The sequence below is a fragment of the Buttiauxella sp. S19-1 genome (assembly GCF_022134725.1).
Lineage (GTDB): Bacteria > Pseudomonadota > Gammaproteobacteria > Enterobacterales > Enterobacteriaceae > Buttiauxella > Buttiauxella ferragutiae.
Genome location: NZ_JAHWLU010000061.1, coordinates 1 through 13,405 on the forward strand (window position 1 = coordinate 1; position 13,405 = coordinate 13,405).

The following is a 13,405-nucleotide window of genomic DNA, read 5'->3' on the forward strand; positions in this document are numbered from 1 at the left end:
GGTGAACGGAAAACCAGCAGGGCTTACAGATCTCACCCTGACAAGATAGCCAGGATGAGTTGTGTACAAGAGACAGCCCACAGGAGAAGGAGAACGCCAAAATGGGCAAAAAACAATCAATGAACCTGCGGATCTGCCGGGGAGGCATTGTTGCGGATCTCAGCAATGTCCATCGAGTTGAACACGTAGTGGTTGCCGCAATAATCGCAGTTCATGTCGATTTCACCTTCGTCTGCGATGATGCTGTTCACTTCTTCATCAGGCAGAGTTCTCAGCGCATCGGCACAGCGCTCACGTGAACAAGTACATTTAAATTCGACGTTTTGTGGGTCGTAAAGTGTTACTTCTTCTTCGTGATACAAACGCCACAGCACATCATTGGCTGGCAATGTCAGTAACTCTTCAGCCTTAATTGTCTCAGTCAGTGCAGCCAGGTGGTTGAAGTCGTCTGCTTGCGCGTCTTGAGCTGGCAGCACTTGCAGCAGCATACCGCCAGCCACAGGTTTGCCTTCAACATCGCCGGTGCGGATAAACAGGCGCGTTGGGAGCTGTTCGGAACGCAAGAAGTAATCTTCCAGGCATGCCGCCAAAGTATCGCCTTCCAGCCCAACCACACCTTGATAGCGCTCGCCTTCAGCCGGAGTGATGGTGATCACCAGGTAGCCATTGCCCACCAGGGTTTTCAAATCTGCATCGGCAGGGATTTCACCTTTATAACGCGCAACACCACGCATTTGCTGGTTATTGTTGCCGTTGATGACGGCAAGGTTCATTGGGCCATCACCCTGCAATTGTACGGTAATGTCGCCATCAAATTTGAGGGTCGCCGTCAGCAGGCTGGTCGCGACCAGCAATTCACCAAGAATAGTTTTCACCGGGGCCGGGTAATCATGGTGTTCCATGATTTGCTGCCAGGTATCGGAAACCGTTACCAGTTCACCGCGCACGGCGAAGTTTTCAAACAAGTAACGATGTAGTTGGTCGTGTTGAGCCATAATTTTCTCTCATGCATCAAGATGGCAGCTATTCGTTGCCACCGTGTTTAAATTTCATCAAATCACGACGCTCTTTTTTATCGGGGCGTCGGTCGGGGTGTGGCATCGTCAGCGCATTCATCTTGCGTGCCAGCGCCACTTTTTCCCGTTTAGTGATACTTTCTGCTGTCTCTTCATAAAGCTGTGAGGCATCAGTGGCCGGACGACGTTGCTCAGTAATGGCCAGCACTTTGACGGTTTTCTCGTCATTACCCTGGCGGAGTGTCAGCATGGCATTCAGCTCAACGATTTTACTCGGCTTGCTGCGTTGGCCGTTGTAATGCACTTTCCCGCCTTCCACCATTTCCCGGGCAATGGCACGGGTTTTATAAAAACGCGCTGCCCACAGCCATTTGTCGAGACGCACACCTTCAGACGCTTTTTCTTTCATCACGACTCCTTAAACATCAACTTCGGGAGTAGTTGGCGATAATCGTTCAATGCCGGATGGCGTTGCCAGGTTTTGTCGGGCTGGCCTGAATCGGGATTGGTCACACCCAGGCAATAGCGAATGCCAAACTTCGCAGCGGAATCCAGAATCGGTTCGCTATCATCTATAAATAGCGTTTTCTCAGGTTCCAGCCCGGTGTGTTCAGTAACGGCTTGCCACAACCGCTGATCTTCTTTCGGATAACCAAATGTGTGGGTAGAAAGTAATAAATCAAGGTGCTGAGCTAAACCGGTATGTTCAAGTTTGACGGCCAGATTATGCGGATGCGCATTGGTCAGCAAAATGCGGCGCTTTCCGCAGGATTTAAGGGCGTCAAGGAACGGGACGGTATCTTCACGTAACACCGCATTTGGCCCTTGTGCGGTGGTCATCGCACAAATATCCAAACCCAGACGCTCACTCCAGTAATCCAGACAGTACCAGTTTAGCGTATGTTGCACCGCGTGATATTCCTGACGAATCAGCTGATGGGCTTCATCCAAAGGAATCGATCTGTGTTCACTGAGTGTTTCTGGAACCAGTTTCTGCCAGAAGTGATTGTCGAAAGCGAGATCCAACAACGTGCCGTCCATATCCAGCAAGACGGTATCGACCTCTTGCCAGGCAATATCAATATGCATAGGTTCGGACCTGATTAAGAAAAACTGCGTGACAGGTTAGCACAACCTGTCACGCGAAGTTTAGAACAGCGGGCGTACAGCGGAGATTGTGGTAAGAGACGGATTGATGCAGTTGTCATAGTACTGCTGGATTTGCGCCAGACGGTTGCGATTACGGCGATAACGGCGAATAGCCAGTACACCGTTAACCAGCAGACAAATAACCATGCTGATAAGCAACAGCGTGGTACTGATGTAACTCCATAGTCCGCTGCTATCCGGGACTCGGTGCAGAGTAATATGCTTAGTGCCGTTCGCATCCTGGCTAATGCCGGTAATAATGCCTTCGGCTTTAAATGGCGTTTTGAGCAGCATTTCAGCTAGCCGCTGGAACTCAGACCACTGCTCTTGCGCTGGAATATCGTATAGCGGAACGGGCGGCAACGGTTGCTCAACAAGGTCGCTACCTTCGTCACTAATAATCACGTATCCGCCTGGTGCTGGACTATTCAGAGCCTGCGCCGCGCGTGATGTTTCACGGATAAAGAACGGTGCCGTAGAGGTGGTCACCAGGTTATCCAACGACTCGGCACTGACTGGGCGCAGCAGTACATTCACGCCAGCGAGTCTTCCAGAATCCGCTTTTTTGGTCAGCGTATCCCAATCTTTGGTATTGCCGAGGTTTACCAACGCATTTTTCAGTCGTACACATTCGTCGTCACTGGTACAAAGCGCCTGAGTTTTCAGCACAATACCGGCGAAATCGTCCAGCAACACCATGCCTGATTTCTGAATCGCACTGCGTAACTGCGGGTTAACTTTTGAATCATCGCTGGCCTGCGGATGGATTTGACCACTCACTGCCTGCGTTAACGCCGTGGCTTTATCCATAATATCTGATTCCGGCACCGGCAGAGATTGGGCGGTATTCCAGATAATTTGTGAACAGTCGAACGGCGTAAACGGATAAGTTTGTCGCGTGGTGTAGTTTCCTGGCGTATGGACGTTACACATCCCCGTACCGTTTACTTTCAGCGTGTCGCCAACCCGGAGCGTTGTTTTATCGAGATCAGCCACCGTTTTGGCTTCGATAGTTTTCGCGCCTTCCAGCCAGGAGATACTTAGCTTGAGCGGCATTTCTAAAGGTACCCAGATTGTCAGCATCGTCAGCACTAACAGGCTACCGATGGCAATCACCAGGTTGCGGACCCAGTGTTGGATAGGGAAGTTGCGGACTTCGTCATGCAATGACAGAAAACGCCCCTGGCGAATGACATGGCGGTCGAGATAAATATCAATATCCGTTTTTTGCCCGAGATCCTGAGCAACATACGGTTGCCAGTGAGCTGGATAGATCAGGTCGATTATCCCTAACGAGATATTATTAATCTGTTCCTGATTTGACTCGCCAAATAGCCCCCAGCGTTTAGGCGTGCCGCGTAAGCAGTGAACTTCACGCAGCGCATTTTTTGCCGGCGGAGCAAATAAACCCCACAGGCTCGCGGCCAACAGCATAAAGGCGCCACCCACTAACCACGGTAAAACGACCGACGGGGTCACCAGACACAAAAACAGCATAATGAAAGCCACACAGATGAGTAAGGCCTCGCGTAATCCGTCGGGACGACTCAGCGCGTACTCTTCAGGCGTTTCCTGGCGGATATTCAGCAGTTCTATTTGTTCGCTTTCTTCCCCACGAATCGACGCCTGGCTGTGAGGGTTCTTTTCCAGAGCGAAACCAAAATTTTCGCTGCTGTAATCGATAAGTGTGTGTCCGTTAAGGGAAATCACCAGCGGCATGGTTTCAGTACGAATCAGCTCAACGTAGTTATCGTTGGTAATGTACTGTTCCCAGAATGGCGGAAGATGTACCTCTACAGAATCGAGGTAGTAACGCCACTTATTCGGATCGTCGGTGGATAAGCCATAGCGGGTGATAGCGCGAGTGAGCGAAAGCGCGGTGTTACTCAACGCATTGAGCACCAGTTTGGGCGGCGCGGCGCTGGCACCAGAAGGCCCGACGATATCCTGCGTGCGGGCTAAAGATTCGATGTAATTTTCAACAGCGGCGCGTTCATCAGCAGTTAGCTTGCGCGAGGTCGCGCCACTAAATGATTGTGCTTGTGAGACACGAGCGCGTAAGCGCAGGTTGCGCCAAATCAGCCACCCCGCAATTAAGATGCAGGCCAGCATAGCAGCTAAAAGAAGTAATAAGGTGCTCATGCTTTCCCCATCAAACACTCGTTTTTTTATTAAAACGCAGCAAGTTGCACCCCTTACAGCATTCGGGCGTCTGCCCAACAGACTTTAAGCTACATCTTTATCGGCAGCTATGACGTCTTTCTTGAGACATTTTTGGTGCATAGCGTGCTGTAACATAATGTTAGCAAAGCGACTTTGCGAGAAATATCAGCAAATTCCTATTTCATTTGCAGCCCGTTGACATGTAGCAGAGACTGAGAAAAATCACTGTAAAGTTACAGGAATGTAAATAATTTCGAATGTTCGTTGCGTGAGATATGTGGCATACCGCACAATGAAGTACCTGCATTTACTGTTAGCCCAGCCACAATGAGTAAACCATTACAAAAACCGACCATTTTACATGTTGAAACCGTGGCCCGTTCACGGCTGTTTAATGTCGAAACGGTGGACCTGGAATTTAGCAACGGTGTGCGCCGCGTCTATGAGCGGATGCGCCCGTCTGCGCGCGAAGCTGTAATGATAGTGCCTATCATCGACAATCATTTGATTTTGATCCGTGAATACGCAGTTGGAACTGAATCCTATGAGCTTGGTTTCTCTAAAGGGTTAATCGACCCTGGCGAAACCGTCTTTGAAGCGGCAAATCGCGAACTCAAAGAAGAGGTTGGATTTGGCGCTAATCAGCTGACGTTTTTGAAAAAGCTGACAATGGCACCGTCCTATTTTTCCAGCAAAATGAATATCGTGATTGCTGAGGATCTTTATCCCGAATCGCTGGAAGGTGACGAGCCTGAAGAGTTGCCACAAGTCCGTTGGCCGCTGGCGTCGCTGCTTGATTTGCTTAATGAAGAAGATTTTAGCGAGGCGCGAAATGTCAGTGCGCTTTTCCTGGTGCGTGAATGGTTGAAAGAGCAGGGGCGTTTGTAGTTCTGCTCAATGCAGCCCGCATCAAAGTGAGGCGGGCTGCATCAACGTCTTAGAACAACTCGTGGCTCTCGCCGTTATCAATTATCGTGGTACCCACTTCATGCACAGCCTGCTGCGTCGGTTGAGTGCCTTCGATAAAGAATTCCGGACGGCTACTTCCACCATTCGCCAATTGCCCGGTGTAACGGTCAATATTCACGGTGACGATGCCCGGTGGTGGGGTTAACGGTTCTTCCGGTACGCCTTCCAGTGCGGCTTTCATAAAATCATCCCATGCTGGTTGAGCACTCTTCGCCCCACCTTCATAACCTGAGATTTGATCTTTAATAGCGCCTGATGCGGAGGTTCGTCCAAGGTCACGGCGATGATCGTCAAAACCAATCCATACGGATGTCACCACACCAGGTCCGTAGCCTGAGAACCACGCGTCTTTCGAGCTGTTCGTGGTGCCGGTTTTGCCGCCAATATCGTTACGCTTTAGATCACGACCCGCACGCCAGCCGGTACCTTGCCAACCTGGTTCGCCATAAATATTGGAGTTCAGCGCACTTTTGATCAGGAATGCCAATGGAGTGTTAATCACATGCGGTGCGTACTCCGGCGGGCTGCTCTGTGCCACCAACTCGCTGTTCGCTTGTTCCAGTTTCGGCATTGGCACGCTGGCGTTCTGCTGTTCCTGAGATTGTGCGACATCTTCCACATCCTGATTTTCCAGCACATTAGACTTTTGCGTTTCGCCGTAAATCACTGGAATATCACAATCAGCACAAGCCACTTTCGGTTTGGCTTCAAAAAGAGTGCCGCCAACTTCAGTCTCAATTTTTGAGATGTAGTACGGGTCGACCAGGAAGCCACCGTTGGCCATCACAGAATAGCCGCGAGCGACCTGCATCGGTGTGAACGAGGCTGAACCTAAGGCCAGAGATTCGGTGTGCACAATATTCTGCGCAGGGAAGCCGAAACGTTGCAGGTATTCAGCTGCATAATCGACACCCATGGCTCGCATCGCACGCACCATCACCACGTTTTTCGATTGACCAAGCCCCTGGCGCAACCTGATTGGACCTGCATATTCTGGCGGAGAGTTTTTCGGGCGCCAGTCGGATCCGGCACCGGCATCCCAGCGCGAGATCGGCACATCGTTCAGCACGCTCGCCAGGGTCAGACCTTTATCCATTGCTGCTGTATAAAGGAACGGTTTGATGTTGGAGCCAACCTGGCGTAATGCCTGCGTGGCGCGGTTAAACTTGCTCTGATTGAAGTCAAAACCACCCACCAATGCGACAACTGCACCGTCATGTGGATTGATAGAAACCAGTGCGGAATTTACGTCCGGGACTTGCCCAAGCCACCAACTCTCTTCAACCTTACGCACCCAGATTTGTTGCCCAGCTTGCACGACATCCGTCACTTTGCGCGGCGTTGGGCCTTGTGCGGTATCTGAACGATAAGGACGCGCCCAGCGCATGCCCTCCATACTGATGGAAACGGCGCTGCCGTCAGCCATCATCGCTGTCGCTTCTGTCGGGGTTGCCTGGGTAATAACGGCAGGGAACATTGGGCCGTAGACCGGTAGATTCTTTAACGAATCAACAATCCTGGTTTGATCCCACGGTGTTTCGCCCACTTTCCACAGCACATTGGATGGGCCGCGGTAACCATGGCGCATATCGTAAGCAATTACGTTATTGCGTACGGCTTGCTGCGCGGCTTGCTGATTTTTGCGCGCGATGGTGGTGTAAACCTTAAAACCATCTTCGTAGGCTTTTTCACCATAACGCGCCACCATATCCTGGCGCACCAACTCTGAAAGATACGGCGCAGAGAAAGCGATTTCTGGCGCGTGATAATTAGCATCAATAGGCTGATTACGCGCTTCATCATACTGCGCCTGCGTAATATAGTTTTCGCTTAACATACGCGATAACACGACATTACGACGGGAAGTGGCACGATCCATTGAGTAAAGCGGGTTAAAGGTTGACGGTGCTTTTGGCAAGCCGGCAATCACCGCCATTTCACTCAGTGTGAGTTGATCAATCGGCTTACCGAAATAGACTTGTGCTGCCGCACCGACACCATAGGCACGGTAACCGAGATAAATCTTGTTAAGGTATAACTCGAGGATTTCATCTTTAGTCAGCAACTGCTCGATACGAATCGCCAGGAACACTTCTTTTATCTTACGCATCAGCGTGCGTTCAGGGCTCAAGAAGAAGTTACGTGCCAACTGCTGCGTGATGGTACTCGCACCTTGAGAAGCGTGACCCGAAAACAGCGCCACACTGGCAGCACGGAAGATCCCGACAGGGTCAACACCGTGGTGCTCGTAGAAACGGCTGTCCTCAGTTGCAATAAACGCTTTCACCATCACTGGCGGAATTTGCTGGAGCGTAACCGGGATACGGCGTTTTTCCCCGTATTGTGCGATCAGCTCACCATCGGCGCTATAAACCTGCATTGGGATCTGGAGTCGCACGTCTTTAAGCGTGGCGACATCAGGCAACTGCGGCTCAATAAATTTGTAGAGCCCGAAGATCGAGCCTGCTCCCAGCAGAATGCAACACACTGCAAGGATTAATAAATACTTTACGAACTTCACCTTAAATTTCCCATTACGTTTCCATTGGGCAGTTTATAAACAACCGCGCGGTAGTATAAAGGCAAGCCAGTGGCATTGGTATGGCATTTTCCTCGCACGGCGATAAGGAGATCGTAATCATGATGTTCTCGACCTGGCAAATAGGCCTGGATATTCAACATGAAAGCATTCGTGCTGTGGCTGTCCAGCGCCAGCGGCAAGGGTGGCAGCTTCGGCATTGGTGGCAACTTCCATTGCCCGAAGGCACCTTTCGTGATGGTTTATTAACTAATTCTGAAGCTTTCACTAAAGCTTTGCTGGACTGGCGAAAAGAATTACCGGTTCGCCATCAATTACGCGTTTCTTTCCCAACCCAACGGACATTGCAACGCCCCATTCCTGCGCCTGATAAACGTCTGGCGGAACCTGCAAGTGAAGCGTATATCGCATCAGCTACTGCCCGGCAGTTGCAGATGACACCGGCTCAATTGTGCTGGGATTATTTAGCGTCACAAGATGTTACTGACCCGTATCTGATCATAGCTGCGCGCCAGACAGATGTCGCAGCGTTGATAAAAAGTCTGGCAGCGATAAGGCTCTATCCGGCAACGCTAACTCCCGGTGCGAGTGCATTGCCAGCGCTCATTGCACCGTGTCATTTGGAGAAGTGCCAGTATTTAGTACATCACGAAGGGGATCACTGGTTGTGGGCCTCTGCTGAAGCCATGCCACGTTGGGGATGGGTTGATACCCATGTTATCCCAACGATTGCCGAGCTATGCCAGCAATTAAAAACTGCGCCAGACAGAGTGGCACTGAGTTTCGCGCAGCCACAGTCACTGCCAACTGGGGTATTACTTTTGGACGCCTGGGAGGCACTTTCACGTTTGCAGCCGCCATTGCCACGTCATGGCGGAATATTTACGGTGGCAATAGCGCTGGCAATCGGTCAGGTTTCCCGATGAAAGGGCTAATAAATTTATTGCCCTGGAGGAAGACACTGCGCCAACAGAGGATATGCCGTTGGAGTGTATTGCTGACTGCGGTTTTCATTCTCGCTCCTTTATTTGCCGCTGGCGCCCGGCAGTTATCGGCATGGAAATTAAGCCAGCAGCAGATTCAAAATGCATATCTGACAAGTACGCTTCCCGCCTTGCAAGCCCTGTATCAGCAACAATTGGGTTTGCAGGAACAGAACAGAAAATTACTGCAGTTGCAGCAAATTCGCGATGCACAGCAACAGGCCGTGCAGGTATGGGAACGGCGATTACTTCGTCTGGCGAGCGGCTTGCCTGCCGGAGCCTGGCTGTCCTCTCTCACCCTACAAAAGGGGCGATTTGAGATTAAGGGACACGCAATGGAACTGGAAGATATACGGACGCTGGAAAAGGACCTTGCTCAGCTTGGCGATGTGGCGACAGTTCAGACGGATGCGGTTCAGCATGAAACACCCGGTGGGTTTGGCTTCGGTTTCACACTCACGCTGTCTGAGGTAGCCAATGCCCTGGCTGATTGAACGCTGGTTTAGTGGTGCGCACTGGGTACGCGTCGTTACCTTTACCACCTTAAGTAGCATGGTCATTCTTGCCGTATGGCTGTTGCTGGTAGTGCCGCAGCATTCTCAGATTCAACAGTTGCAAGCGAACAGCATGAAAGCGAGTCAACAACTGGCACTGTTAAGACACAAAATCCGGCAGTTGGCTGCAGATGAACAACCTGTTATGTCGTCAAATTCGCCAGTGTTTTCCGTGGTGGAGTTTGTCAGACAAGCGGACGGGCAATTAGTGAAGTGGCAGCCGGAAGAGAGAAGCGCTGTTCTGACTATGTTGGTTCCGTGGGAAAAATTGCCAGGATTATTCATATGGCTCGCTGAATACCGTGTTGTGGCAGACCACTCGTTCACCATCACGGCCCAAGGGGAGTTACTCAATCTGGTTCTGGGCATGGAGTTTGCCGATGATCCGTAGCATTAGCGGGTTGGTCTTCCTGGTTATCTCCCCGGCGTGGGCGATACCTCCAAATCCCTTTCAGCCACACATTTCGCTCTGTGAAAGTCTGGCCACTCAACTTGAGAGTTGGTCGTTAAATGGCGTTATCACTTCAACCAACACCAGCACGGCTTTGATGCTCAGCCCACAAGGTGCATGGCGGCGAATCAAGCAAGATAGCGAGCTCTTTGAAGGTGCTCAGATTGAAAGCGTGGGTGAGGGATATGTGGTCGCCAAACTTGGTCCAGGTTGCCCAATCTCTTCTTACCGTTGGGATATAAAAGGAAAAACACATGCAATGGATGCGGGTATTACTTCTGACGCTGGTGCTGCCATTCACCAGCCAGGCCGATAAAGGTATTTCGCTGGTACTTGATGATGCGCCGATAAGCCAGGTGTTGCAGGCGCTGGCTGAAACCCAACGAGTTAACCTGTTGATTGCACCTGGTGTTGAAGGTGTGCTGTCGCTTAATTTAATCAATGTGCCGTGGAAACAAGCGTTTCAACTGGTGCTCAATAGCGCTGAGCTGACTCAGCAACGGGACGGCAATGTCATACAAATTCTTTCTAAGGCTCGCCAGCGCGAACAGCAAGCGTTAGCAATGGAACAGCGTAAACAGCTCACTCTCAACCAACCGATGTTGCAGCAGGTTTTTGCCCCCCATCATGCTGATGTTGAAGATCTAGCCAGTGCATTGAAATCGGCTGGCGCGAAACTAATGAGCGCCATGGGCTATGTCACGGTAGATAAGCGAACTAATCGGCTGATTGTGCATGACAATAAGGATGTATTGAAACAGATTACCGCCTGGATAGCTGAAATGGATTTACCCATTGGGCAAGTGGAAATCGAAGCCCATATCGTCACTATCAATCAGGACAAGCTGCGCGAGCTGGGTGTGAAATGGTCTGCTGCGGAGCAAACTGGAGAAAGTAAAATTTACCAGCCTACGGGAATCTCGGCCGATCTCTCGGTCGCAAACGCCACGACTAAAGTCGGTTTCAATATTGCTCGCATCGATGGCCGGCTGCTGGAACTGGAGCTATCTGCTCTGGAGCAGCAGCAACAATTAGAGATTATTGCCAGCCCGCGCTTGATGGCAGCTCACCAGCAACCTGCCAGCATTAAACAAGGGACTGAAATTCCCTATCAGGTTTCTAGCGGTGAGAGTGGGGCAACCGCAATTGAATTTAAGGAAGCGGTTCTGGGGATGGAAGTGACTCCAACCATTCAGCCTCATGGCAATATTCGTTTGAAGCTACGTATCAGCCAAAATATGCCGGGCCGAAGTATTCAGCAGGCTGATGGCGAAGTGCTGGCGATAGACAAGCAAGAGATAGAAACTGTGGTGGCGGTGAAAGATGGCGAAACCCTCGCGCTGGGTGGGATTTTCCAGCAGCAAAACAAAGACAGCAATGATAGTGTACCCATTCTCGGCTCGCTCCCACTCGTCGGGAGCCTGTTTCGCCACGATGCTAAAAACCATCAGCGCCGCGAATTAGTGGTATTTATTACTCCGCGACTTATCCCTGTTCTATAGTGTTTTCTTTCGCCATAGTGGAGTTTTTCTTTGAAACGGTGCCCAGGTGTTTGACGGCAGAGAGGAATTAGCTTACAAGGTGTACCGTTTCGAGAGGCTGGATGCTCAAGACTTGTGACAGATAACCCTGATTTATGCATTTTCTTCTTCATAAGAACGCTGGGGAATATAATCGGTTGCCAAACCACCTTGAGTATTGAGATAATTTTCAGTCTGACTCTCGCACTATCGCTTATGAGGTTTCAGTTCATGTCCCGCTGCACCTGGTTTTAACAGGGCGGGTTTATCATCAACGAATTGTCTTAGTAGTACCGAAAAAATGGCAGAGAAACGCAATATCTTTCTGGTTGGGCCTATGGGTGCCGGCAAAAGCACTATTGGGCGTCAGTTAGCTCAGCAACTCAATATGGAATTTTTCGATTCTGATCAAGAGATTGAGAAACGTACTGGAGCTGATGTGGGCTGGGTATTCGACGTTGAAGGCGAAGACGGCTTCCGCGATCGCGAAGAAAAAATCATCAACGAACTCACTGAAAAGCAGGGCATTGTGCTGGCAACTGGCGGCGGCTCTGTGAAGTCTCGTGAGACCCGTAACCGTCTCTCCGCCCGTGGAGTTGTGGTGTATCTTGAAACCACAATCGAAAAACAGCTTGCTCGTACACAGCGCGATAAAAAGCGCCCACTGCTGCAAGTTGAGACTCCACCGCGTGAAGTTCTTGAAGCATTAGCTCAAGAGCGCAATCCTCTTTACGAAGAGATTGCTGATGTGACGATTCGCACTGACGACCAAAGCGCCAAAGTGGTTGCCAACCAGATTATTCATATGTTGGAAAGCAACTGATTCTGGCTTAATCGAAAAAAACGCCTGCGGGCTAAGCAACATCAAGGTGGACTTCGCGTTATGGAGAGGTTAACAGTCACTCTCGGGGAACGTAGTTACCCTATCACCATTGCTGCTGGGTTATTTAGTGACTCGGCATCTTTTGGGCCGCTGAAAGCTGGCGACCAAACGATGCTGGTGACCAATGAAACCCTGGCGCCGCTCTACCTGGATAAGGTGCGTGGCGTGCTTGAGCAAGCGGGCGTTAAAGTCGATTCCGTCATCCTTCCGGATGGCGAACAATTTAAAAGCCTCGCAGTATTAGATACTGTCTTTACCGCGTTGCTTGAAAAGCCACACGGTCGTGATACGACACTCATCGCCCTTGGTGGCGGTGTCGTCGGTGACCTGACTGGCTTTGCTGCGGCGAGCTATCAACGTGGCGTGCGTTTTATTCAAGTCCCAACCACCTTGCTTTCGCAAGTGGACTCTTCAGTTGGCGGAAAAACAGCCGTTAACCACCCCCTCGGTAAAAATATGATTGGTGCGTTCTACCAGCCAGCTTCGGTTGTGGTGGATCTCGACTGTCTGAAAACTTTACCGCCGCGGGAGTTAGCCTCTGGCCTGGCTGAAGTGATTAAATACGGCATTATTCTCGACGGTGAATTCTTCGATTGGCTTGAAGAAAACCTGGACGCATTGCTGGCGCTTGATGGCAAAGCGATGTCCTGGTGTATTCGTCGTTGTTGTGAGCTGAAAGCCGAAGTTGTTGCCGCTGACGAGCGCGAAAGCGGCTTACGTGCTTTACTGAATCTGGGCCACACCTTTGGTCACGCTATAGAAGCTGAAATGGGCTATGGCAACTGGCTGCACGGTGAAGCTGTTGCTGCAGGTATGGTGATGGCGGCTCGTACAGCACAGCGTCTTGGGAATTTCAGTGAGGCCGATGTGCGCAGAATCATCAAACTGCTACAACGTGCCGGGCTGCCAGTGACCGGGCCGAAAGAAATGCTTGCCGCCGCGTATATGCCCCACATGATGCGTGACAAGAAAGTTTTAGCTGGTGAGCTGCGCTTGGTGCTGCCACTGGCAATCGGGAAGAGTGAAATGCGTGGCGGAGTGCCACACGATGTCGTTTTGTCCGCCATTGCTGATTGTCAGCAGGCTTAATTATTAGAAATTTCGGTCGCTTGTAGTCAGGCGATTTTTAACTTCGGGTGATGTGCTGAGTTCGAATTGCTGGCATAAGCCTTTGAGTG

Annotated in this window: 13 protein-coding genes; 8 read left to right on the forward strand and 5 right to left on the reverse strand. The window is 50.8% G+C overall.

The window, feature by feature from the left end; all coding sequences use genetic code 11:
• Positions 1-116 precede the first annotated feature (116 nt).
• From hslO to MES37_RS14225, 4 genes are read right to left on the reverse strand one after another with little or no spacing between them, the layout of a single operon-like run.
• Positions 117-995: an Hsp33 family molecular chaperone HslO gene (gene hslO, locus MES37_RS14210; RefSeq protein ID WP_064542806.1), complete on the reverse strand. Its 879-nt coding sequence runs from the start codon at positions 993-995 to the stop codon at positions 117-119.
• Positions 996-1,023: 28 nt separating this feature from the next.
• Entirely contained in the window at positions 1,024-1,425 is a 402-nt protein-coding gene (gene hslR, locus MES37_RS14215; RefSeq protein ID WP_064542809.1) for a ribosome-associated heat shock protein Hsp15, read from the reverse strand.
• The gene (gene yrfG, locus MES37_RS14220) at positions 1,425-2,105 is read right to left on the reverse strand and encodes a GMP/IMP nucleotidase (RefSeq protein WP_121814755.1); all 681 of its coding nucleotides are present in this window, start codon (positions 2,103-2,105) and stop codon (positions 1,425-1,427) included. The genes hslR and yrfG overlap by 1 nt, the downstream gene beginning before the upstream one ends.
• 60 nt (positions 2,106-2,165) lie before the next feature.
• Positions 2,166-4,307, reverse strand: coding sequence for an intracellular growth attenuator family protein (locus tag MES37_RS14225; protein ID WP_121814756.1), 2,142 nt, complete (start codon positions 4,305-4,307; stop codon positions 2,166-2,168).
• Between the two features lie 348 nt (positions 4,308-4,655).
• Between MES37_RS14225 and nudE the strand changes: the two genes are divergently transcribed.
• Positions 4,656-5,216, forward strand: coding sequence for an ADP compounds hydrolase NudE (nudE, locus tag MES37_RS14230; protein ID WP_064542818.1), 561 nt, complete (start codon positions 4,656-4,658; stop codon positions 5,214-5,216).
• 49 nt (positions 5,217-5,265) lie between these two features.
• Here nudE and mrcA read toward each other — a convergent pair whose 3' ends face one another.
• Positions 5,266-7,818: a peptidoglycan glycosyltransferase/peptidoglycan DD-transpeptidase MrcA gene (gene mrcA / locus MES37_RS14235; RefSeq protein ID WP_064542821.1), complete on the reverse strand. Its 2,553-nt coding sequence runs from the start codon at positions 7,816-7,818 to the stop codon at positions 5,266-5,268.
• 119 nt (positions 7,819-7,937) lie between these two features.
• Here mrcA and MES37_RS14240 point away from each other — a divergent pair, with 119 nt between their 5' ends.
• The 7 genes from MES37_RS14240 (at position 7,938) to aroB (ending at position 13,316) form a co-directional block, all read left to right on the forward strand.
• Entirely contained in the window at positions 7,938-8,762 is an 825-nt protein-coding gene (locus MES37_RS14240; protein WP_133522100.1) for a pilus assembly protein, read from the forward strand.
• Positions 8,759-9,313 carry a PilN domain-containing protein gene (locus tag MES37_RS14245; RefSeq protein WP_237931808.1) on the forward strand — a complete coding sequence of 185 codons (555 nt, stop codon included), beginning with the start codon at positions 8,759-8,761 and terminating at the stop codon, positions 9,311-9,313. The genes MES37_RS14240 and MES37_RS14245 overlap by 4 nt, the downstream gene beginning before the upstream one ends.
• On the forward strand, positions 9,297-9,764 hold the full coding sequence (locus tag MES37_RS14250) for a type II secretion system protein M (RefSeq protein ID WP_237931810.1): 468 nt from the start codon (positions 9,297-9,299) through the stop codon (positions 9,762-9,764). Before MES37_RS14245 ends, MES37_RS14250 begins: the two co-directional genes overlap by 17 nt.
• Complete coding sequence (locus MES37_RS14255; RefSeq protein WP_237931812.1) at positions 9,754-10,140, forward strand: HofP DNA utilization family protein; 387 nt, start codon at positions 9,754-9,756, stop codon at positions 10,138-10,140. Before MES37_RS14250 ends, MES37_RS14255 begins: the two co-directional genes overlap by 11 nt.
• Complete coding sequence (gene pilQ, locus MES37_RS14260; protein ID WP_237931814.1) at positions 10,079-11,326, forward strand: type IV pilus secretin PilQ; 1,248 nt, start codon at positions 10,079-10,081, stop codon at positions 11,324-11,326. Before MES37_RS14255 ends, pilQ begins: the two co-directional genes overlap by 62 nt.
• A gap of 319 nt (positions 11,327-11,645) precedes the next feature.
• Positions 11,646-12,167, forward strand: coding sequence for a shikimate kinase AroK (gene aroK / locus MES37_RS14265; protein ID WP_064542836.1), 522 nt, complete (start codon positions 11,646-11,648; stop codon positions 12,165-12,167).
• A gap of 60 nt (positions 12,168-12,227) precedes the next feature.
• Positions 12,228-13,316 carry a 3-dehydroquinate synthase gene (gene aroB / locus MES37_RS14270; protein ID WP_064542839.1) on the forward strand — a complete coding sequence of 363 codons (1,089 nt, stop codon included), beginning with the start codon at positions 12,228-12,230 and terminating at the stop codon, positions 13,314-13,316.
• Positions 13,317-13,405: the final 89 nt, after the last annotated feature.